Source organism: Pseudomonas sp. PDM30 (assembly GCF_019218985.1).
GTDB classification, from domain to species: Bacteria; Pseudomonadota; Gammaproteobacteria; order Pseudomonadales; family Pseudomonadaceae; genus Aquipseudomonas; species Aquipseudomonas jessenii.
In genome coordinates, this window is record NZ_JAHUWM010000004.1 from 31,857 (window position 1) to 53,936 (window position 22,080).

Genomic DNA, 22,080 nt, shown 5'->3' on the forward strand with positions numbered 1-22,080 from the left:
GATGATCACCGACTGGCACACACTCAACCGCGAACCCGGCCTGCCGGGATTGTACGCACGAGCGGCGACACGGCGAAAAATCACGGGCACCACCCTACCCGATTCGGGTTTGCGTTGCTGGGTCGAAGCCGATCCCAAGCGCCTGGCGGCTTATCGCAAGGTCTGTGGTTTCGCCGACAACGGCCTGCTGCCACCGACCTACCCGCACATCCTCGGGTTTGCCTTGCAGATGCAACTGCTCACGACCAGGGACTTCCCGTTCCCGCTACTGGGCCTGATTCACCTGAGCAATCGCGTTCGTGTACTGCGTCCCATGGGTGGAGTGAATCGGGTGCGTGTCAGCGTGCATGTGCAGAACCTGCAACCCCACGCCAAAGGCGCGACGTTCGATCTGCTGACCACCCTCGACGATCAGTTGGGGCCGTTGTGGGAAGCAGAAAGCCGGATGCTCTGTCGCGGCGTCAAACTCGAGGGTGAACCGCTCGAAGAGAGCCTGGTATCCAGCCTGGCCCTGAGCGAAGTCGAGCACTGGAAAGCGCCTTCGGACATCGGCCGGCAATACGCCAAGGTGTCCGGCGACTACAACCCGATCCACCTGAGCGCGGCCAGCGCCCGACTCTTCGGCTTCCCGACCGCCATCGCCCATGGCCTGTGGAACAAGGCACGCACGTTGGCTGCGCTGGCCGGGCATCTGCCTGTAGCGAATGTCGAGATCGCGGTGCAGTTCAAGAAACCGGTACGGTTGCCCAGTGAGGTGACGTTAATGGCCAGTGGGCCAGGGCCGAGCGGGGATTTTCAGTTGGTGGGTGTCGGGGAGCTGGAGCATATGGTCGGGCATTGGCGGCCGGTTGCCTGATAAAGCTGATACCTCGACGTGGCGAGGGCGCTGGCTCCTTCGCCACAAAAGCTCCGAGGTTAGTTTTGCGGATCGAGATTATCCAACGCCCGGTTCACCGCCAGCTCACCCAGCATGATCACCTGCGCAATCCCCAGCAGGGTGTTGCGCTGCGAGCCCTCCAGAAAACCTGCGAAATCACTCGCCATCACACTCGCCGACGCCAGCGACTCACAGGCGTGGGCCAGCAGGGTCTCGGTATCGATGTCCGGGGCGATGACGAACAGAGTGCTGGGTTTGTGAACGGCAGGTGGCTTGGGCGGATTGAGGTAGTGATCGAGGGCGCGGTCGGCGGCTTCGTGGAATTTATTTGAGTGAGGGGATTGGTAGGGGGAAACGTCGTCGGTTTCGGGGGGATTTGGGGTGGGTTTGAACATGGTGAAGCTCCAAGTATGGGATGGAACTGCCACTGATTGCCGCGACAGCAATCAAGGGTGGCAGCTGTACGCGGGGTCGCGGACCGAGCTACTTGGAAACCCGGCATACCCGAAGGTATCCCGCGCACAGCCACCATTACATCAAACGACAAGCACCGAAGCGCTCCGGTTTAAGCCGGTGGATTATGCACCAAGTAGATTGAAAGGCCGCGACAGCCCGGTCACTGAATTTGCAGCGACCGACAAAGGCTAGAGATCGCGCTTCCGACGGACAACCTGAGAAACATGTCGGAGATTTCCTCGGGATCTGAGGAAAACTACACAGGAATGTGTTGGCTGAAAGGGCGTCATCGCGAGCAAGCTCGCTCCCACAGCCAAAAGTGACCCGCTAAGAGCGGAACCATAAGTGGCCGTTACCGAAGAAATGGATATGTACACAACCCAAACCTCCGTTTTGGCGGAATGATTCTATGCTGACATTACTCAGTGATGGTCAAGGTAGACGCACTCATGAAAGCCAGCCTCCCCCACAAACAAAAAAGTGCCGCCGCGAATGAGTTCGCCCTGGGATTGCTGACCGCCGCCATTCATCTGAACCTGCCGGGCATCGGACAGGTACCGAATCTGCCGGCGACCCTCACGACCAGTGCGAGCCTGCAATTTTGAGTGCCGGGGACAAACTCTTCGGGCGCCTGCTCCATCGCCATCCGCCGCCCCCGCCGGAGCCGCAAGAGGCACCGCGGGTGCACAGTTTCGGATTGCAGATGCAGCTCAATGCCGAGGGGCGTGTCGTTCAACTGAGCGGTCCGCTGCGGCACTTGTTGGCCCAGCACCCCCCCAGCGAGCAGGCACCGCATCTGTTCGACTTCCTGTTGCCCCACAGCAGCCTCATCATCGAAGGCTCGCCGGCGGACTGGCAGGGGCAAACCCTGGACCTGGACTTCTACAGCCTCAACGGCCCCCCGCTGCATTTGCGCGGCTGGGTGCAGCCCTTGGCCGATACCTGGTTGTTGCAGATGCTGGACATCGGCGACCTGCTGCTTGAGCGCCTGCAATCGCGCAACCGCGAACAATGCCAGGTGCTGGCGCAGCAAATCGCCGAACAGTTGCGCCTGTGCAGCCTGACGCGCCTGCCCGAGGTGCTGACCGAGCAACTGCAAAGCCTGGCCCAGCGTTTTCAGATCCCCTGCATTGCCCTCGCCTTACTCGATGAGCAGGAACATGGTTGGCAGATTCAACAGCACTACGCGGCCCCGGATGCACCGCAACTGTGGCAAAACGGTCAACGCCTGGGCACGGGGCTGGACAGTTTGAGCGGCTCGGCTCCGCAGCACCTGACCCCGCGCGAACACCCGCGCCTGCAAGGTACGTTCGGCAATACCGATGGCTTCGCCGTGCCCTATCATGATGCGCAAGGGGTGGTCGCCTGGTTGCTGTGCGGTTTCTTCACGGCGCAAAAACGCGCCCCCGATGTCACGGAACGCGACTGGCTACAAATCACCGCCGCGCTCGCCAGTCCCTTGCTCGGGCGCCTGCGCGAGCACCGGCATCACCTGCAACTGGAACGCCTGGAATCGCTGCAAGCCTTGCTGGGAACAGGCTGGTGGGAAGTTTTCAGCGACAGCGACGAGGTTCAGTTGGCACCTTCGCTGGCGACAACCCTGAACCTTGGAATGTCGCGTTTATCCATGCAGGACTGGCTCGATCAGGTGTATCCCGCCGACCGCGAAGAGCTGCGCATCTGCCTGCAAGACTTGCAGGAGACTGGCACTCCCCTGCTGCTGTGCGTGCGCCTGTATCGCCCCTACGGTGCGCCCGCACCCGCCTGGTATCGCCTGCAAGGCCAGGCGCTGGGCGCGGGAAAAAACCGTCGTCTGGTGGGGTTCATGCTCGACATCAGCGACATCAAGAACCAGGAACAGAGCGCCATCGCCGCCCATGCACGTCTGGACAATCTGATCGCCAGCTCTCCGGCGGTGATTTACGTACAGCGCTATGTCGACGGTACGTTGCACCCGGTGTTTTTCAGCGACAGCCTGTTGCCACTGCTCGGCTGGACCCTCGCCGACTGCGCACCCGGGGCGCTGGGGGAGCGGGTGCATCCCGACGACCGACTGCAGTATTTCGAGCGCACGCGGCTGTTGCTGCGTGAAGGCTCGGTGCGTGCCCGCTATCGGTTGCGTGACAGTCACGGCGACTATCACTGGCTGCTGGATGAAGCGAAGTTGTTGCGCAACGACCTCGGCCTGCCGGTGGAAGCCGTGGGCCTGTGGCTGGACATCACCGAAGCGACCCTGGCCACCGAACAGGTCAGGCAGAGTGAAGAACGCTACCGGATGTTGGTGGAAGACTCGCCGGCGATGATCTGCCGCTACCAGCCGGACTTGACCCTGACCTTCGGCAACCGCCCGCTGGCCACCTGTCTGGAGTTGACACCCGAGCAATTGCCGGGGGTGAATCTGGGCGACTGGATGTCCGGGGAACAGCGCACTGCATTCATCCAGCGGCTGAACCGACTGAGCCCCGAGTTTCCGGTCAGCACCGCCGAGATCAACCTGCAACTGCCCGGCTGCGAACACGCCTGGTGGGTCTGGTCCGATCGTGGAGTGTTCGATGAACAGGGCCGGTTGCTCGAGGTCCAGGCCGTGGGGCGCGACAACACCGAGGTGAGGCGCGCGCAGCAGCAGCTCACACAAAGCGCGAAAATGGCCACCCTCGGAGAAATGGCCACCGGCCTGGCCCATGAGATCAACCAGCCGCTGAACGTGATGCGCATGGCTATCGTCAACGTACTCAAGCGCCTGAACAACGGCGACGTACAGGTCGACTACCTGATCGACAAGCTCACGCACATCGACACGCAAGTGCAGCGTGCCGCGCGGGTGGTGGACCACATGCGGGTGTTCGGCCGCCGCTCGGAAACCGAGCAGCAACCGTTCAACCCGGTCCAGGCCATCGAAGGCACGCTGTCACTGTTGTCCGAGGACCTACGCGACAAAGGCGTCGACCTGCGCATCAGCGAGACCGGTTTTGAAGTGCAGGTGCGCGGCTATGTCGATCAGCTTGAACAGGTACTGATCAACCTGATGGTCAACGCTCGGGACGCGTTGCTCGGCAAGCGCGAAACCCTGCCCGGGTTCAAGCCGTGGATTTCGCTGTACACCGAACGGGATACACACTCGGTACGCCTGTGGGTCGAGGACAACGGCGGCGGTATCGACCCGCGTTTGCTGGAGCGGATTTTCGAGCCGTTCTTCACCACCAAACCGGTGGGCTTCGGCACCGGTCTGGGGCTCTCGGTGAGCTATGACATTGTCGAGAACATGGGCGGCAAGCTGAGCGTCAGGAACTCCACCGAGGGTGCGCGTTTCTGCATAGAACTGCCGATTGTGCTGCCGGATCAGATCGCCGGGGATGGGCGTCCCGAGTGACAACGGAGGTTGGCACCCACCTCGACTTTGTTCAGGTCGATCCCCAGGCTCGCCAGTGCCAGGCATAAAAACCCCTGTAGGGCACAGGGGTTGAGAGACTGGCTGACTCTAGGATGCGTGCGGCGGGTAGTTGGCCAATATCCGCGTGACCGTTTCCCAGATGGCATCGCGACGATCCGTCGGGTTCGGCGTGCGGCTGAGTATCTGTTCGTCACTGCCACGCCACACCAGTTTGCCGTCCTTGCCATCGAGCAGGTCGATCTGGATGGTCGCCACTTTGTAGCTGACGTTGCGGGTTTCGTTATACATAGGGGCGCCGTAGTAGCCATACCACGGGTTACCCCAGCCGCCACCGTAATTGGTGGTCACCTGTTGTTGCCGCTCTTCGACAATCAGGTAGGTCTGCACATTCAAATCGCCCTTGGCGCCTGCGGCGGCCGGGCGCAGACCGCGCTGATCCAGTTGATCGGCAACCGCCTGACGGATGCGCTGCTCGGTCAGGTCGCTCTTGATCCGTGGATCGTCGGGACGGTATTGCAGGGCGGGTTCTTTCCAGGTCCAGCTGCGATAGGCAGCAAAGTCGCGGCTGGCGTCGAAGTCATGATTGACCTGGTTGGCGGCGCAGGCACTGAGCAGCGCGGCCACTGCCAGTAAAACAAAACGGCGGAACATGATGAGTCTCCGGTTGAAGGCATGATCCTGCGGAATGCTTCTTATCTACAAGAAGCTAACTAGGAGGATACGCCGACATTGCCTTTTTCACAGCCTCCCGTATGGCATCGGCCCGCTCGCTTTCGCTGCCCCGGTTGCCGGTTTCAGCGCTGGAGCTCCACACCGGCTGGCCGCTCCTGGCGTCAAACATATCCACCTGAACCACCACGACTTGCTCCTGATAGGTACGAACGACAGGTACGGTGGCGTACCCGCCATACCCAGGGCCGTAGCCGTTGTAGCCACCATAACCGCCGCCGTAATAGTCGTCCTGTACCTGGCGCAAACGGGTTTCCAGGCGCAGGTCGGCGCTGACAAACAGGTCGGCCGGGCGATTGTCGTGCAACGGGCGCAAGCCGCGTTGATCCAGCGCATTGCTGACCGCTTCGGCGATCTGTGCCGAGTCGGCCCAGGCGGTGCCCGGTGGCAGATGCCCGTCGAGCCAGGCCCAACTGCGGTAGCGCCCATAGTCACGGGGGGCTGCCGGGTAAGCGCTGCGGTCAAAGGTGTTGGCGGCCTGGGGCGGCGCCGGTGGCAATGGGTTGGACGTGGCGACATAGGGGTTGCTGCCCTGACAGGCAGCCAGCCCCAGGCAGAACACCAGTACACCTGAATGACTTTTCATTGCGTGCTCCGATCAGACAGGCCGACAGATCCAGTGCAAGTAACGTCCAAGCCCGGCAAAGCTCGGATGACGACGGTGGGCCAGTTCCATTTCCAGCAGGTCCGCCAGCTCGGCGCGGGCCTGGAATTCCACCGGCATGTAATCGTGGAAAACCCGCACGCCACTCATGGTTTCGACCTGCCACAGACCTTCAAGTTGCGCCGCCAGCTCACGCGGATCAAGGGGCTGTTGCGGGGTCAGGCTCTGCTTTTCGCCGGCCATGTCGTTCTTGCGCATCTTGCGGAAATGCCCCTTGAGCAAGTTGCGATATATCAGCGCGTCACGGTTGTAGAACGCCAGGGACAGCCAGCCGTCAGCCTTGGTCAGCTGATGCAGCACCGGCAGGATGGCGTGGGGTTCGGCCAGCCATTCCAGCACGGCGTGGCACAACACCAGGTCGTAGGGTTCGGTGAGTTGCCCGAGCAGCTCCTGCCAGGGTGCCTGAATGAACGTGGCGCTCTGCCCTGCTTCGGCAAAACGCTGGCGGGCGCCTTCGAGCATCGGCTCGGCAGGCTCGGCGAGGGTCACCTGATGGCCCCGCTCGGCCAGCCACAACGACATGTGGCCAAGGCCAGCGCCGATGTCCAGCACGCGCAGCGGCCGGTCGGGCAAGACTTCGGCCAGATCGGCCTGCAACACCGCCAGACGGATCGCGCCTTTGGCACCGCCGTAGATTTTTTCGGCGAAACGGGTCGCCAGTTGATCGAAATGACGGTCGCTCATCAGCTGAACCTCCGTTCGCTGTCCGCCAGTTTGCTGCGCACCACGGCGTCCATGTCCAGGCCCAGTTCGCTGCATAGCAGCAATAGATAAAGCACGATGTCACCGACTTCCTGCCCGGCGTGGGCGAGTTTGTCCGCCGGCAACTGGCGTGACTGGTCTTCGGTCAGCCACTGGAAAATTTCCACCAGCTCGGACATTTCCACGCTCGCGGCCATGGCCAGGTTTTTCGGGCTGTGAAATTGCCGCCAGTCATTGCGGTCACGAATGGCGTGCAGGCGTTCGGTCAGTTCAACAAGGTTCATCGGGCTCTCCTGAAGACGTATAGCTTCGGGGGGATCACAGGTGAAGGCAAGGGCAGAAGATGCATGTTCTCTGTGCAACCCTCTATGCTTGTGGGAACTCGGCAGCCTGATCGACAGCCCAAGACTCAATTCTCTTTAAACAGGACGTTCACTTCATGCAGGTAGAAGGTTTTTCCGAATGGCTCGGCCAGGTACTCGGCTCGATCATCCGCTTCATCGTTGATGGCCTCAGTGGTCTGTTCAATCTGTTGAGCAACGCCAGCAGCAATTTCATCGAAGGCCTGTCCCAGGCGCTGGGCATGGATACCTCGGTCATCAGCATCGTGACCTTGATCCTCGGCCTGATCCTGCTGTGGTCAGCGATCCGCGCCTTTCTCAATGCGTCGTTCATCATGGGTTTCATCTGGTTGGTGCTGGGGCTGTGGTTGCTCAGCTGGATCATCCACTGACCCCACCGAACACCTGTGGGAGCGAGCTTGCTCGCGATGGCGTCGGCACATCAAAAATTGATTCAACTGAAAGAGCGCTATCGCGAGCAAGCTCGCTCCCACATTGGATCTCTGGTGTTTTATGAATTGAGCTCACTTAGCTAATCCGTTTTCACCGCTACAATGCCCGCTCCTCCAAGGAGCCTGCATGTCCAACCTGACCGCCGACTGGCGCGACCACCCTACCCATCGCCGGGTCTGGGCACTCGCCGCGCCGATGATTCTCTCGAACATTTCCGTACCGCTGGTGGCATTGGTCGACAGCACCGTCATCGGTCACCTGCCCCACGCCCATCAACTCGGCGCCGTCGCGGTCGGGGCCAGTCTGTACACCTTCCTTGCCTGGGCCATGGGCTTTCTGCGCATGGGCTCCACCGGGTTCGCCGCCCAGGCAGCGGGGCGTGGGGATGGTGCCGCCTTGCGGCAGATTCTGTTGCAGGGCCTGCTGCTCGCCATCGGCCTGGCCGTGGTCCTGGGTGCGGTTGGCGTGCCTTTGAGCGGGGTCGCGTTGCATTTCATGCAACCGTCGGCTGAGCTCGATCAGCTGACCCGCGAGTTCTTCCATACCCGCCTGTTCGGCCTGCCGGCGGCGCTCGCCAGTTATGCACTGGTCGGCTGGTTCCTCGGCACCCAGAATGCCCGGGCACCCCTGGCGATTTTGCTGAGTACCAACCTGGTCAACATTGCCCTGAACCTGTGGTTCGTCCTCGGCCTGGAATGGGGCGTGGTCGGTGCTGCCCGGGCCTCGGTGATTGCCGAATGGACCGGCGCACTGATCGGCTTGCTGATGACCCGCAAAGCCCTGCGCGCCTACCCCGGGCATATCGTCTGGGCGGCACTGGCGCTGTGGCAGAGTTGGCGGCCATTGCTGGCGGTCAACCGCGATATCTTCATCCGCAGCCTGGCACTGCAATCGGTGTTCTTCCTGATCACGGTGCAAGGCGCACGGCTGGGCGACGCCACGGTCGCGGCCAACGCTCTTTTGCTCAATGGCCTGCTGCTGACCGCCCACGCCCTCGATGGCCTGGCCCACGCTGTCGAAGCCCTGTGCGGACATGCTCTTGGCGCCCGTAACCGCGATGCCCTGCGCCGTTCATTGGTGGTGGCCGGTGGCTGGTCGTTGCTCGCAAGCCTGGGCTTTGCCGCGCTGTTTCTGTTCGCCGGGCATCTGTTCATCGAGATGCAGACCGACATTCAAAGTGTGCGCGACACCGCGTTCATCTACCTGCCCTACCTCGCCGTACTGCCGCTGATTGCCGTCTGGAGTTACCTGCTCGACGGCCTGTTCATCGGCGCCACCCGCGCCCGGGAAATGCGCAACGGCATGCTGTTGACCGTGGCGCTGGTGCTGCCTTTCGGCTGGGCACTGCAAGGCGGGGGCAACCATGGCCTGTGGATAACCTTTCTGTTGTTCATGCTGCTGCGCAGCCTGACCCTTGGCATGATCGCCTGGCGCCTGCGCCGTAACGATGGCTGGTTCGCCGGCGGTATTCACTGATCGGGCGTGGCCCCGACAATCAATTTCGACCTCATGGCCAGGGTGGATCGTTCTGCCACAGGTTTCGCAGGTGATCGAGGCGTTCCTGTTGAGTTCCGCCCGGCAACGGCTGCACGGGCGCCGCGTCGGGATACTGCAGGCGTAGCCATATCCAGCCATCGAGCACCGGGCGCTCGCTGAACCCCAGCGCGATCCCCTCCTGCACATGAGCCCACAGGCGGGGAAAATCGACACCGGTGGATCGGTTCCAGCGCCAGGCATGCTGCTCGAGCAGGCAGGTTTGCAATTTTCCCTGCTGCCCAACGCTGAGGCTTTCCTCGACTGCCAACGGGCTGACCGACAACCCCGGGCTGGACAAGCGCTGCCAGCCCTCACACCCCATCGCGCGGTCGGCCCAACTACCGCCGAACCAGCGTAACTGGTGGATAGGTCCTAGCCAGCGACTCAGTTCAACCGCATCGCAGGCATCGAAAAAATAACTGGCCGTGGTTGGGTTGTAGTAACTCAGAAGGGCCCGGTGCAGGCCAAGCGTGACCGTGAGCATGCGCCGCAAATGCGCCAGCAACGACGAAGCGCCCGCCTCGCTGACCACCAGCAATCCGGGCCAGCGTTTTCCGTCGACGATGCATAAATCGGCCAGTGCCGGGCAGGTGCGCAGATCGACCAGGACCGGCCCCTGTTCATGCAGCGCATGCCACTCCGTGCCTTCGAACAACCCGAACCATCGGGCCTGGGTAAACATTTGCCGAAGTGTGACACCCGCCTGCGGCGTGCCCGGTACATCCAGCAACAGCCACTGCGGGGGTGCCTCGGGCGTACGTGTGACAATCATGCTCCAGAGCTCTGGCCAAGCTGCGTCGCCAGACGACAGGTGCACAAAGCCTGTGCGCAATGGTTGAAGCTGCCGCCACCGGGTAGCAGGCACAACATCAGCAATGGCTCCCCCGAGCGCAACCATTGCTCCAGGCCCTCATCATGGGTGCAGCCGGGCTGGGGGGTGTCGGCGTCCGTCACCTCGACCGTTGCCGGCGCATGCAGCACCCCGGTTATCTGCGGTTGATCGGGATCGCCCTCGACAAAACCCACGACCAGCTCAGTCCCTTCCCGTATCGGCGTGAACGTCGAGGCCTGCAACTGCCTGGCCAGGGGCAGCCAGCAATGACTGGGCGTCGCCCCTTCGCCCTGATAAAGCCAATCGAACTGCACCGGTACCGGCCTTTGCGGGTCAGGGCTTGGCTCATCGACCTCGACGACCCACGCCCGTTGCGGGCCATGCATCCTTGGTTCGATCGTCGCACAGGGCGGTTTGATGGGTGCCGGCCAGTGCAGGGCACGGGCCTGGTTGTGGTAAGGCGTCGTCGTATCCTGGCTGCCCCAATGCTCAACGCGGGTCAGCAGCCAGAGCCGATTGCAATCGGCAACCGGATGACCGGACAGCGGCATCAGTCGACCGCTGCGCAAGGTCGCCAGGTCCGTCCGGCATTCGACGCACTGCACAGCTGTCCCACCGCTACGCCGACGTTCGAACTGCCGCACCGCCGGTCGATCGCCCTCGCTGCGCAATACCACAGGTTCGCCGGTTGGAAAATGCTGCCGGTCATCACCAAACACCACACAGTGCCCGCGGGCCCGGTGTTCGAAGTGGTAGTGAAGCCCCTCCTGGGCGCACAGTCGCTGGAGAAATTGCAGGTCTGACTCTCGATATTGTGTGCAAAAATCCCGGGGCGGGTATTGGCCACTTAGCTCCAGACGTCGATCCTTGCCGGTAATGCCGTGCTCCTTGAGGACCTGGTCGAGGATTTGCGGCACTGATCGGGCACTGAAGATTCGCTGGCTGAAGCGCTGGGCCAGGCAAGCCAGTTTTGGCCCCAGACGCACCTGGCAGAGTCGGGGTCCGCTGGCGTGGTCACGCTGGACGAGCTCATGCAATTGTCCATGCACGTAGCTTCCGGCTGGTCCGAAATGCAACGAGGCAGGGCGATACAGCAAACTGGCAAGGTCAAGCACCGGGTCTTCGATCAGCAGTTCCAGGTCGAACACGAACGGCTCGCTGATGGCTTCTCTGCCGGTAAAGACCAGGACCTCTAAGGAATCGGGCAGACCTGCTACATCCAGACGAAATGACGGTTCGCTGACTGGATTGAACATCGGCGTTTCTCTACAGGAGGGGCGGCCGGGGATTCTCGCTGAGAGACATGGCCGAGTAGAGTGCCGAAATACAAATTAGGAAATAACCTACGCGAAAAGAAGACCAAATGCGTTGGGTCGTCGAAGATGCTGGAAATTTCGCCTGGAACAGGAGAATTGCCGCACCAGGCCATCTGAAATTTCCGCAGCGAACGGTAAATTTTCAGACAACCTGATGAGCGTGACGCTTACCTCAGGAAGACAGGTAAGACGAACGGGTCAGCCCCAGACGCAAGGCATCGAGGAACTGCGTGCGCTCGGTTGCGCTGATGCGGGCACTGGCGCACTTGTCGCGGTAGTGGGTCATCAGTTCTTCCGGCGACAAGTGCACGTAACGCAGCATGTCTTCGATGGTGTCGTGGGTTTCGATACCGGCGTGGTACACGCTGCCATCGGCGTTCTGGTAGATGTTCACCGAATCGGTATCGCCGAACAGGTTGTGCATGTCGCCAAGAATTTCCTGGTAGGCACCGACCAGGAACACACCCAGCAAGTAGTCCTCACCTTCTTTCAACGCGTGCACCGGCAAGCTGGTCTCGATGCTCTGCTCGTCGACGTACTGGTTGATCTTGCCGTCGGAGTCACAGGTCAGGTCTTGCAGTACCGCACGACGCAGCGGCTCTTCGTCGAGACGGTGCAGCGGGATGATCGGCAGGACCTGGTCGATGGCCCAGGTGTCCGGCAGGCTCTGGAACACCGAGAAGTTGCAGATGTACTTGTCGGCCAGCTTGTCGTTGAGTTCGTCCAGCACCTGACGGTGGGAACGCTGGCGTGCCTTCAACGAGTTGTGCAGGCGACGGCACACGGCGAAGTAGCACTGCTCGGCCAGGGCTTTCTCGGCCAGGGTCAGCTTGCCGTCGGCGTACTGGGAGGCAACATCACTCATGTAGTGCGTGGCGCGCCAGTAGGTTTCGGTGACCATTTCGATGTCGGTCGGACCCAGCAGGTCCACCAGCCACTGCACGGTTTCCGGCAGCGCTTCCTTGTTCTCGATCTGCGGCACGTCGTCGTTGTGTTTCTCGACGTCGGTCACCTGAATCACCAGCATCGCGTGGTGCGCGGTCAGGGAACGGCCGCTTTCGGAGAAGATGTTCGGGTGCGGCAGGCTCTGCGCATCGCAGAATTCCTTGAGCATCCCGACCACGACACCAGCGTAGTCGTCCATGTCGTAGTTGATCGAACTGGCATTACGCGAGTGCGTGCCGTCGTAGTCCACGCCCAGGCCACCGCCGACGTCGATGTGATCCACCGGAAGGCCGAGGTTGCGCAGTTCGCCGTAGTAACGGATCGCTTCCTTGAAACCGTGCTGGTAGTCCGCCAGGTTGGCGATCTGCGAGCCCATGTGGAAGTGCAGCAGGCGAATGCCCTGGTCCAGGCCCGCCGCGCGGAAACGCTCGACCACCGACAGCAGTTGCGCCGCCGACAGGCCGAACTTGGATTTTTCACCGCCGGTGTCCGCCCACTTGCTCGAGGCCAGGGACGACAGGCGCACGCGCAGGCCGACCTGAGGTTTGACCTTGAGCGAAGCCGCTTCTTCGATCACCAGGCCGACTTCGGATTCTTTCTCGATCACGATGAACACGTTGTGGCCGAGCTTCTGGCCCATCAGCGCCAGGCGAATGAACTCGCGGTCCTTGTAGCCGTTGCAGACGATGGTGCCGCCCTTCGGCGCCAGTGCCAGCACTGCCAGCAGTTCAGGCTTGGAGCCGGCTTCCAGGCCGATGGAAACGTTCTGGGTGGCGATGATGTTTTCGATCACCGCTTCCTGCTGGTTCACCTTGATCGGGTACAGCGCGGTGTACTTGCTCTGGTATTCCAGACGCTCGATGTTGGCGTCGAATGCGCCGGTCAGCTGACGCACGCGGTCTTGCAGGATGTCCGGGAAACGGACCAGCAATGGCAAGGACAGGCCGCTTTTTCGCAGCTGGTCGACTTGCTCGTACAGGTCGATAGGCGAGCTGCTCGGACCGTTCGGACGAACTTCGACGCGACCGGCGTCATTGATCGCGAAATACCCGGCCCCCCAATGGCGAATCCCGTAAACACTGCGGCTGTCCGCAACTGTCCATTGGCTGCCATCGTCTTTGCGTGTGCGTCGTACGGACATCGAAGTCCCCTATAAAGAAGTCATAGTGCGTCGCCTGGGTTCAGGCCGGCGCAGTCTAAAGAATGAAAATGACGGTTCGTCAACGAGGCAATAGACCCCGCCGACCGCAGTGAGTTTAGATACCGGTCATGAACAGGCTCTGTGAAAACCATGTAGACGATGCCGGACCTGAATGTCATCAGGACCGGATCAAGCCGAGGGTGGTTTTCACAGAGGCTGCTAGCCGCCGGACTTCTTCGCTTTGAAACCGAGCTTGATCAGTTCTGCCAAGAGTAGCTCGACATGATCGCCCTGGATTTCGATGACACCGTCTTTCAGCGCCCCACCGGTACCACAACGTTTCTTCAACGTCGTGGCCAGGTCCTTGAGCGCGTCTTCAGCCAACGGCACGCCGGTGATGGTGGTCACCGTCTTGCCGCCACGGCCCTTGCTTTCGCGACGCACGCGAGCGATGCCGTCGCCGGCCGGGATAACGGTCTGTCTGCAGATGCAGGCGTCCACCGGTTTACTGCATTCCGGGCAATGACGACCTGCGTCGGTGGAAAATACCAGGCCGCCCAAGGCGGCGAAGGATGCGGCTTTTTTGGCCACCGGCAATCCTCTTCGGAGGACAAAGACTGGTCGCAGCACTTGGGAAGGCTATCGACCGCGAAGCCCCACTCAGGCAGGGGCAGCGCTACTGAAACGGTACGACATTCATTTCACTGTAGGAGCGAGCTCGCTCGCGATGAACTCAAAAGCGACGCGTTCATTCTGGATGCCCGCGTTATCGTTGACGTCCATCGCGAGCGAGCTCGCTCCTACAGCAACAACCAGCAATACCGGTTCAGTTTAAAAAGGTCGCGCAGTGTAACGGCAAAAACGCCGATTGCTAAGAGCCAATCGGCGCCAATTTATAGCTGTTTTGCGACGTCGATCCGGCGTGAGCGCAAATAGCGCTTCAATGCGGCCAGAGAGTCCGGGCAATAAGGCTTTTGCTCGATTTCCAGCATGACCTGATCGATGGGGATAAAGCGCGCTTCGAGCACCTCTTCCGGTTGCAGGATCAACGGGCCGTCCCACACCGCCGAGAACGCCGAACACCACAGGCGATTGCCGGTGTCCTCAAAGTAAAAGTGGTCATGGGCGGTCAGTTCCACACCACTCACGCCCAGTTCTTCCTCCAGCTCCCTTGCCGCCGACTCGGCATAAGTTTCACTGGCGAGCACCATACCCCCCGCCGCCACGTCCCAGAAACCGGGATAGATTGCCTTGCTCAGGGTGCGGCGATGCACGCACAGCTCGCCAGCGGAGTTGAACAACATAATGTAGGTGCCGCGCCCGATCAGCCCGCGCTCGCGCAAATCGGAACGGACCAGGGCGCCGAGCAGGTTGTCCTGCTCGTCAACCCAGGCGATCTGTTCGGCATCGGAAGCCGCACGGTGCGCGGCTTCCCTGGCATTATCGACCATGACTCAGCCCTGATTGAGCAGTTGACGCAAATCGATCACCGCCGCGTTGGCCCGGGAAATGTAGTTGGCCATGACCAGCGAGTGGTTGGCCAGTACGCCGAAGCCACTGCCGTTGAGGATCATCGGACTCCACACCGGCTCCTGCGACGCTTCCAGTTCACGAATGATCTGGCGCACGCTGACCGTGGCGTTCTTCTTGGCCAGCACATCGGCGAAGTCGACTTCAATGGCGCGCAGCAAATGCGAGAGAGCCCAGGCCTGGCCGCGAGCTTCGTAGAACACGTTGTCGATCTGCAGCCATGGGGTTTCGACGATTTCCTCATCGACTTGCGGCGCCACACCCGGCGTCACCACCTCGGTCTTCAGCGCAGTGTTGAGCTTGACCCGGCCCACACTGGCCGACAGTCGTTGCGACAGCGAACCCAGACGGGTGCCGACGTCACCCAGCCAGTTGTTCAGGTTGTCGGCGCGGGCATAGAACAACGCGCTCTTCTGGTTAGGATCGGACAGTCGCGCCTGATAGCGGCTCAGGGAATTGATGCCCTCCAGGTACTCGGACTCACTGGATGGCAGCACCCAGCTCTTGTTGTCGAAGTTGAAGCGCGGCTCGGCCTTGGCCAGGTCGGCGTCTTCGGCGGACTGCGATTGCGAACGGGCGAAGTCTTTACGCAGTGCCCTGCTCAGGTCGCGGACCTGCACCAGCACGCCATATTCCCAGCTCGGCATGTTGTCCATCCACAGGCCTGGCGGGAATCGGTCGTTGGAAATATAGCCGCCCTGCTTGGTCAGCAAGGTACCGGCAACGGTCTTGAGGGTTTCCACCGTGGTGTAGCCGACGACCATCTGCTTGCCTTCTTTTTCGGCCGCCAGTTGAGCGGTTTGCTGGACCGGGAACAGCGCCGGCTCCTGGCTCCAGTACCAGCCCAGGACACTCGCCACCAACAGGTAGATGCCCAGCAGAGTGGCCAGCGCCCGGCTGAACAACAGACCACCCAGATAACTGCGGGTCTCCGACTTCGGTTCAGCGGCACGTTCAGGCGCACTGTCTGTGCGGTTCTTCCAGTCCAGCATGGCGATATCCTTTCAAGCTCTTGAGTTCAACGGTTCGACCACAACCATACAACAACGTGCCTTGGCCCGGCACCCGCCATCGCACCGATGCGGAAAATTACCGGGCTTGCGGATCAAAAGAACGTCTGCGCATCCGACGACGCGGCGACCCTCAAAATCCCCCCTAATGGTTTGGATTGCCACCCTAAGGGAATCCCCGACCCTCTAATACCCGAAAAAACGGGCCGATCAGCACTGGCAAAAAAATCATGAATGGCCGGCGTTCCGTCACTCGCCCATTTCCACCCCGCCCCCGCCAAGTGCCCTGATTCAGGTACTTCGCCCCTTAAAACCGCGACTTGAAAGGCTAGAACAAGACCGGCCAGTCACAAACTGAATAAAGACACATTGCAGATTATTGACGTACAGCACTCATGTAATGGAAAAGTGGTGCTAGCATAGAGCCACCACTCGACCTCAGTGTGCACCCTAACTAGTAGTCAGGATATGACCGAGCCAGAAGATCCCAGCCGCGAGCGCCTCAAGCACCACTTTGCCCAGCGGGTAATTCATCAGGCTCGTCAGATTCTTGAGATATGGCAGCGCCTGCAACGCAGTGAGTGGTCCACCGCCGACCTTTCGGAACTGAGCGAGGCCAATCTGCGCCTGCTGCGTTTCGCCGAGCGTTTCGAACAACCGGAACACTCGCAACTGGCACGCCACATCGGTCAGGCACTGGAAGCGGTCGACGCCAATCGCGGACGCCTGAGCAGTGGCCTGATCACCGATCTCAACCGCTTGATGCAGCGCCTGTCACGCACTGGCCTGCGCCATGGCGACCAACTCGATCAAACCTTCCTGCCGCCGCTGCGCAAGCCCATCTACGTGATGTTGCAGGATCACGACCGCGCCGAGCGCCTGGCCAAACAACTGGAATTCTTCGGCCTCAGCGCCCAGTCCCTGGACAGCGTAGACGCGTTTCGCTCATCGATGGTCGAGCGCATGCCGGCGGCGATTGTCATGGACGTGGACTTCAGTGGCACCGGTGTCGGCCTGAAACTGGCCGCCGAAGCCCAGGAAGGCCTCGATCATCAGCTGCCGCTGCTGTTCTTCAGCCTGCACGAAACCGACACCCCGACCCGCCTGGCCGCCGTGCGTGCCGGCGGCCAGGAATTCCTTACCGGCACCCTCGAAGCGTCGAGCCTGCTGGAGAAGATCGAAGTCCTGACCTGCGTTGCCCAGTACGAGCCATATAAAGTGCTGATCATCGACGACTCCCGCGCCCAGGCCTTGCACACCGAGCGTCTGCTCAACAGCGCCGGGATCGTCACCCGCACGCTCATCGAGCCGATCCAGGCCATGGCCGAACTGGCGGACTTCCAGCCGGACCTGATCATCCTCGACATGTACATGCCGGCCTGCACCGGTACGGAACTGGCCAAGGTGATCCGCCATAACGACCGTTACGTCAGCGTGCCGATCATTTACCTGTCGGCCGAAGACGACCTGGACAAGCAGCTCGACGCCATGAGCGAGGGCGGCGACGACTTCCTGACCAAACCGATCAAGCCCCGGCACCTGATCACCACCGTGCGCAACCGCGCGGCCCGGGCACGCAACCTCAAGGCCCGGATGGTCCGCGACAGTCTCACCGGGTTGTACAACCACACGCATATCCTGCAATTGCTCGAAGACTGCTCGTTCCGCGCCCGCCGCGAAAGCAAGCCACTGAGCTTTGCCATGCTCGACATTGACCACTTCAAACGGGTCAATGACAGCCACGGCCACCCCATGGGCGACCGGGTGATCAAGAGCCTGGCGCTGTTTCTCAAGCAACGCCTGCGCAAAACCGACTTCATCGGCCGCTACGGTGGCGAAGAGTTCGCCATCGTCATGCCGGATACCGATATCGAAGCGGCCTACAACGTGCTCGATGAAATCCGTCAGCGCTTTGCCGAGATTCACTACCCCGCGCAACCCGAGGATCTGTGGTGCACCTTCAGTGCCGGAGTGGTTGAGCTTTGCGAAAGCTCCGACAGCCTGATGATGGCCAACCAGGCGGACGAAGCGCTGTATCGCGCCAAACACGGCGGACGCAATCGCGTACAGGGCGCACGCACATCAAAGCAAAGTGCCACTTTTTTATCGGAATCGACCGATACGGTCATAACCCTGTAACAGAAACGCAATAACTTCAGGCACTTACCATTTCTGCCGTTGGTAGTCCGTAATGCGCCTGAAGCTGCTGACCAATCTCAATACCCTCCTTCTGGTGGCCGTGTGCGTGGCCCTCGGCGCTACGCTGTGGTGGTCGCAGAAAGCCCTGGAGCGTCCATATCTATTAATGGAGCGCTACCTGGGCCTGTCGCAGCAATTTCAGAATGACGTCGCCCGCAGCATTGAGGATTACCTGGGCAGCGGCGATGCGCTGCGCCTGAGCAGTGCCGCCCAAGGCATCGACAGCCTGCAAAAAGAACTCGGCGAATTGCCACCGGCCTTGGCCGAGGCGTTGCGCCCCAGCCTGTCGACCCTTGAAGAATTCAGCAAGACCGACCTGCTGGCCGCCGGCAAACTGGCAGGTGATCCGCAGGCCTTGCTGCTGCAGGCCGAGCGGGAACTGGGCGCCAGTCTCGATCAGCTCAGCCAGTACGCCAGTGGCAATGCGGCCTACCTCACGCCGCTGCTCACCGCATCGCAACACTTGGGAAAATTGTCCCTGACCCGGGACAAACTGGTCAGCAGCGGCCGTAGCGAACTGGCCGCCGATGTCGAACGCGAAGTGGCCAACATCCGTATCCAGGCAGAGAAACTCGACGCCCTGCCATTGCTGGGCGTGACCACCAGCAGCGAGTCGAACACCGATGATTTCGCCTCGATGATGGGCCTGGAGAACAAGGAAACAACCGTCGCCGAAGATGCCGGCGTCGGCCTCAAGCGCGAGCTCAACAGCCTGCTCATCCGCTATCCGGCCGAGCTCTCGCGCACTCGCGATCAAATCCGCAAACGCGCCGACCTCAGCGCGGCGACCCACCTGAAAATCGCCGACGTGCAACAGGCCATTGCAGGGATGGAACCGGTGGTGCGCGCCCAGCACGGGCAGATCCAGGGAGAAGTACGGCTGATGCAAGGCGTGATGATCGGCTTGATTCTGTTGATCGCATTGCTGATCGACACCCTGCAACGCAAACTCGCACGGACCCTGACCAACCTCGCCCCGGCCCTCTCGACTTGGGCCGAAGGCGACTTCAGCCGCGACATTCAACTGGGCAACACCAACCGCGAATTGCATGACATTGAAGCCTCCCTCAACCGCTTGCGCGCTTATCTGGTGGACCTGGTGGGGACCATTCGCCGCAACGCCGAACAGGTGGCCGGCAGCAGCCGCACCCTGGCCGACCTGAGCAACGACCTGCATGACGGTGCCGAGCATCAGGCTGGCGACACGGCACTGATCCGCGACTCCCTCAGCGAACTGGAAGCGACCATTCAACAAGTCGCCGGCGACGCCAGCCAGGCCGCCGAAGCCAGCCGCCACGCCGGCCTGGCCGTGGAGCATGGACAGAAAGTCATCGGCCTGAGCCTCACCGGCCTGCATGCGCTGGTGGATGAAGTGCAAGGCAATGCGCAAATGATCGAACACCTGGCCGAAGAGTCGGCCACCATCGGCGGCGTGTTGACGGTGATCCGCTCGATTGCCGACCAGACCAACCTGCTGGCCTTGAACGCCGCCATCGAGGCGGCCCGGGCCGGGGAAATGGGCCGAGGCTTTGCGGTGGTTGCCGAAGAGGTGCGCTCACTGGCGCAACGTACCGCCGGGGCCACCGCAGAAATCCAGACGCTGATCGCAGGGCTGCAAACCGCCGCGCGGCAATCGGTGGAGGGCATGCGAGCCCAGGTCGAACACGCCGAAGCCACGGCCAGCCAGGCCCAGGCCGCTGATGGCGCGCTGGATAAAATCGTCGGGGCGATCCAGACCATTTCCGACACGGCGGTACGCATCGCCGATGTCACCGCCCAGCAAAGCGGTGCTGTCAGCGAAATCCGTGACCACAGTGAGCGGATTCACCAGCTGGGCGGGGATAATTTGCTGCGCATTGGTGAAGGGCGTGAACAGGGAGAAAATCTTCTGGTGCTGGGTGGTCGATTGCATACAGCCGTTCAGGCCTTCCGCGTCTGATAGACCGCCATCGCGAGCAAGCTCGCTCCCACATTTGATTTGTGCACGACGCAAATCCCCTGTGGGAGCGAGCTTGCTCGCGATGGCGTCAGAACAAACACCTCAGACTCCCCTCCTGCATATCACGCCGCCGTCCGCTATCATCCCCCCAATTCCGATACGCGAGATCGTCATGCGCCGCTTGCTCTGCCTGTTGTTTTTAGTGTTCGTCCTGCCGGCCAGCGCCACTGGCTTGCTGGAGAACCGACCCAGCTCAAGCCTGGGCTCGATCAACAACAGCGCCGACTTCCTGCCGGTGCGCGAAGCTTTCCAGCTGAGCCTGGTAGACAGCACACCGCAATCGATCAAGTTGCGTTTCGTCGCCACCGAAGGTTACTACCTCTACCGCCACCGTTTTCAGTTTCGCGCCGACCCGGCCGATGTCCTCCTCGGCGCGGCGAAACTGCCCGACGGCCAGAAAAAGCACGATGAATACTTCGGCGATGTCGAGGTCTACCACGGCATTCTCGACGTTGAGTTGCCGCGCACCGACCAACGTGCCTTCACCCTGGTCGTGACCTATCAGGGATGTGCCGACAAAGGCCTGTGCTATCCGCCGGAAACCGAGCGCCTGAGCATCGACGGCAGCGGCGCTCCGGCGACGGCTTATCAATGGAGCTGGCGCGAACTGGCGTTGTTTTTCCTCGCCGGCCTGGGCCTGACGTTCACGCCATGCGTGCTGCCCATGCTGCCGATCCTTTCCGGGGTGGTGCTGCGCGGTCAGGTCGGTGGCTGGCGCGGTTTCAATCTTTCGCTGGCCTATGTGCTGCCGATGGCCGCCTGTTTTGCCCTGCTCGGCGCCCTGATGGGCCTGTTCGGCGCCCAGCTCAATCTACAGGCGCGGCTGCAATCGGCCTGGGTGCTGGTGCCGTTCGCGATGTTTTTTGCCGTGTTTGCCTTGGCGATGTTCGGCGTTTTCGAACTCAAGCTGCCGCATGCCATCAGCAGTCGCCTGGACCGCATCGCCGGCCGCACCAAAGGCGGATCACTGTTGGGCGCCGCAGTGTTGGGCGTGGTCTCCAGCCTGCTGGTTTCACCCTGCGTTTCGGCACCATTGGCCGGGGCGCTGCTGTACATCAGCGCCAGTGGCGATGCGCTGGGCGGCGGCTTGAAACTGTTCATGCTCGGCCTCGGCATGGGCGCGCCGCTGTTGCTGGTGGCCACCGGTGGCGCAGCCTGGCTGCCGAAGAGCGGTCCGTGGCTGGTCTACGTGAAAAACGCCATTGGTGTGTTGTTGCTCGGGTTGTCCGTCGGCCTGCTCAGCCGTGTCCTGCCAGGGCAGGTCACCTTGCTGCTGATCGGTTTGCTGGCCGGCGGTGTCGGCCTGTTCATGGGTGCGCTGGAGTTCGTCTATAAACCACCACGCAAACGCCTGGGGCAATTGTTCGGCATGTTCCTGCTGTTTTACGCACTGGCCTGCTGGTATGGCGCCTTCAGCGGCCAGACCGACCCGTTCAACCCGATCGGCCAGCCCCGTATCGCTGAAAACAACGGACCCGCGCAAAACACCAGCACCTGGCAAACCGTCAGCACTTCCGCCGATCTGGACCGCGTGCTCGCTGAGGCCCGGTCGTCCGGTACACCGCTGCTGCTCGACTGGTACGCCGACTGGTGCATCAGCTGCAAGGTCATCGAACGCGAGGTACTGGATGACCCTGTCGTCATCGAACGCCTCAAGGGTTACCGGCTGATCCGCTTCGACATCACCGCCAGCAACGCCGAGCAACGCGCCCTGCTCGATCGCTACCAGTTGTTCGGCCCCCCGGCCCTGATGTTTTTTGGCAAGGACGGTGTCGAACGCGCCGATGTGCGAGTGATCGGCGAGATCAACGCCAGGGACTTCGCCGAACGTGTAATCAGGGCGAATGACCAATTTTAATCAAGCAGTCATATATTTCGCGCAAACATCGGTCATCGTGCTGGCTATTGCAGAGAACTGGACAGTCACAAAGGCTTTGCGGCATAGTCGCCGGGTTCTGA

General features: G+C 61.4%; 19 protein-coding genes. 8 read left to right on the forward strand and 11 right to left on the reverse strand.

Annotation, left to right across the window (positions count from 1 at the left end):
- Position 1: 1 nt before the first annotated feature.
- Positions 2–856, forward strand: coding sequence for a MaoC/PaaZ C-terminal domain-containing protein (locus tag KW840_RS10790; protein WP_218495139.1), 855 nt, complete (start codon positions 2–4; stop codon positions 854–856).
- Positions 857–915: 59 nt separating this feature from the next.
- Here KW840_RS10790 and KW840_RS10795 read toward each other — a convergent pair whose 3' ends face one another.
- A complete protein-coding gene (locus tag KW840_RS10795; RefSeq protein WP_057712144.1) occupies positions 916–1,272 on the reverse strand; it encodes a DUF6124 family protein in 357 nt (118 codons plus the stop codon).
- A 510-nt stretch (positions 1,273–1,782) separates the two neighbouring features.
- Between KW840_RS10795 and KW840_RS10800 the strand changes: the two genes are divergently transcribed.
- Together KW840_RS10800 and KW840_RS10805 are read left to right on the forward strand one after the other, a co-directional pair.
- Positions 1,783–1,938 carry a hypothetical protein gene (locus KW840_RS10800; RefSeq protein ID WP_198530222.1) on the forward strand — a complete coding sequence of 52 codons (156 nt, stop codon included), beginning with the start codon at positions 1,783–1,785 and terminating at the stop codon, positions 1,936–1,938.
- Positions 1,935–4,703, forward strand: a complete 2,769-nt coding sequence (locus KW840_RS10805; protein WP_218495140.1) for an ATP-binding protein — start codon at positions 1,935–1,937, stop codon at positions 4,701–4,703. Before KW840_RS10800 ends, KW840_RS10805 begins: the two co-directional genes overlap by 4 nt.
- A 108-nt stretch (positions 4,704–4,811) precedes the next feature.
- Here the strand turns inward: KW840_RS10805 and KW840_RS10810 are convergent, their stop codons facing one another.
- Genes KW840_RS10810 through KW840_RS10825 form a run of 4 tightly spaced genes read right to left on the reverse strand, consistent with a single transcriptional unit; the run spans position 4,812 to position 7,103 of the window.
- Positions 4,812–5,375 carry a DUF4136 domain-containing protein gene (locus KW840_RS10810; protein WP_057712146.1) on the reverse strand — a complete coding sequence of 188 codons (564 nt, stop codon included), beginning with the start codon at positions 5,373–5,375 and terminating at the stop codon, positions 4,812–4,814.
- A gap of 55 nt (positions 5,376–5,430) precedes the next feature.
- Positions 5,431–6,039: a DUF4136 domain-containing protein gene (locus tag KW840_RS10815; protein ID WP_057712147.1), complete on the reverse strand. Its 609-nt coding sequence runs from the start codon at positions 6,037–6,039 to the stop codon at positions 5,431–5,433.
- A gap of 12 nt (positions 6,040–6,051) precedes the next feature.
- Positions 6,052–6,801 (reverse strand): methyltransferase domain-containing protein, encoded by a 750-nt coding sequence (locus KW840_RS10820; protein WP_218495141.1) that lies wholly within the window; start codon positions 6,799–6,801, stop codon positions 6,052–6,054.
- Positions 6,801–7,103: a MazG-like family protein gene (locus tag KW840_RS10825; protein ID WP_085727452.1), complete on the reverse strand. Its 303-nt coding sequence runs from the start codon at positions 7,101–7,103 to the stop codon at positions 6,801–6,803. The genes KW840_RS10820 and KW840_RS10825 overlap by 1 nt, the downstream gene beginning before the upstream one ends.
- Positions 7,104–7,258: 155 nt before the next feature.
- On the opposite strand from KW840_RS10825, the gene KW840_RS10830 reads away from it, so the two are divergent.
- Together KW840_RS10830 and KW840_RS10835 are read left to right on the forward strand one after the other, a co-directional pair.
- Complete coding sequence (locus tag KW840_RS10830; protein ID WP_057712150.1) at positions 7,259–7,552, forward strand: hypothetical protein; 294 nt, start codon at positions 7,259–7,261, stop codon at positions 7,550–7,552.
- Between the two features lie 187 nt (positions 7,553–7,739).
- Complete coding sequence (locus KW840_RS10835) at positions 7,740–9,089, forward strand: MATE family efflux transporter (protein WP_218495142.1); 1,350 nt, start codon at positions 7,740–7,742, stop codon at positions 9,087–9,089.
- A gap of 31 nt (positions 9,090–9,120) precedes the next feature.
- Here the strand turns inward: KW840_RS10835 and KW840_RS10840 are convergent, their stop codons facing one another.
- The 6 genes from KW840_RS10840 to KW840_RS10865 form a co-directional block, all read right to left on the reverse strand.
- Complete coding sequence (locus tag KW840_RS10840) at positions 9,121–9,921, reverse strand: DUF4123 domain-containing protein (protein ID WP_218495143.1); 801 nt, start codon at positions 9,919–9,921, stop codon at positions 9,121–9,123.
- On the reverse strand, positions 9,918–11,237 hold the full coding sequence (locus KW840_RS10845; RefSeq protein WP_218495144.1) for a type VI secretion system Vgr family protein: 1,320 nt from the start codon (positions 11,235–11,237) through the stop codon (positions 9,918–9,920). Before KW840_RS10845 ends, KW840_RS10840 begins: the two co-directional genes overlap by 4 nt.
- Before the next feature lie 232 nt (positions 11,238–11,469).
- Positions 11,470–13,383 carry an arginine decarboxylase gene (gene speA, locus KW840_RS10850; RefSeq protein ID WP_057712154.1) on the reverse strand — a complete coding sequence of 638 codons (1,914 nt, stop codon included), beginning with the start codon at positions 13,381–13,383 and terminating at the stop codon, positions 11,470–11,472.
- 219 nt (positions 13,384–13,602) lie between these two features.
- Positions 13,603–13,974, reverse strand: a complete 372-nt coding sequence (locus KW840_RS10855) for a translation initiation factor Sui1 (protein WP_057712155.1) — start codon at positions 13,972–13,974, stop codon at positions 13,603–13,605.
- Between the two features lie 302 nt (positions 13,975–14,276).
- Positions 14,277–14,834 (reverse strand): NUDIX hydrolase, encoded by a 558-nt coding sequence (locus KW840_RS10860; RefSeq protein WP_057712156.1) that lies wholly within the window; start codon positions 14,832–14,834, stop codon positions 14,277–14,279.
- A 3-nt stretch (positions 14,835–14,837) separates the two neighbouring features.
- Positions 14,838–15,905 carry a DUF2333 family protein gene (locus KW840_RS10865; RefSeq protein ID WP_090452925.1) on the reverse strand — a complete coding sequence of 356 codons (1,068 nt, stop codon included), beginning with the start codon at positions 15,903–15,905 and terminating at the stop codon, positions 14,838–14,840.
- 486 nt (positions 15,906–16,391) lie between these two features.
- Between KW840_RS10865 and gcbA the strand changes: the two genes are divergently transcribed.
- From gcbA to KW840_RS10880, 3 genes are all read left to right on the forward strand, one after another.
- Positions 16,392–18,062, forward strand: coding sequence for a diguanylate cyclase GcbA (gene gcbA, locus KW840_RS10870; protein ID WP_218495145.1), 1,671 nt, complete (start codon positions 16,392–16,394; stop codon positions 18,060–18,062).
- 1,450 nt (positions 18,063–19,512) lie between these two features.
- The gene (locus KW840_RS28960; RefSeq protein ID WP_371318459.1) at positions 19,513–20,061 is read left to right on the forward strand and encodes a methyl-accepting chemotaxis protein; all 549 of its coding nucleotides are present in this window, start codon (positions 19,513–19,515) and stop codon (positions 20,059–20,061) included.
- A 172-nt stretch (positions 20,062–20,233) separates the two neighbouring features.
- Positions 20,234–21,979 carry a protein-disulfide reductase DsbD gene (locus KW840_RS10880; protein ID WP_218495147.1) on the forward strand — a complete coding sequence of 582 codons (1,746 nt, stop codon included), beginning with the start codon at positions 20,234–20,236 and terminating at the stop codon, positions 21,977–21,979.
- Positions 21,980–22,080: the final 101 nt, after the last annotated feature.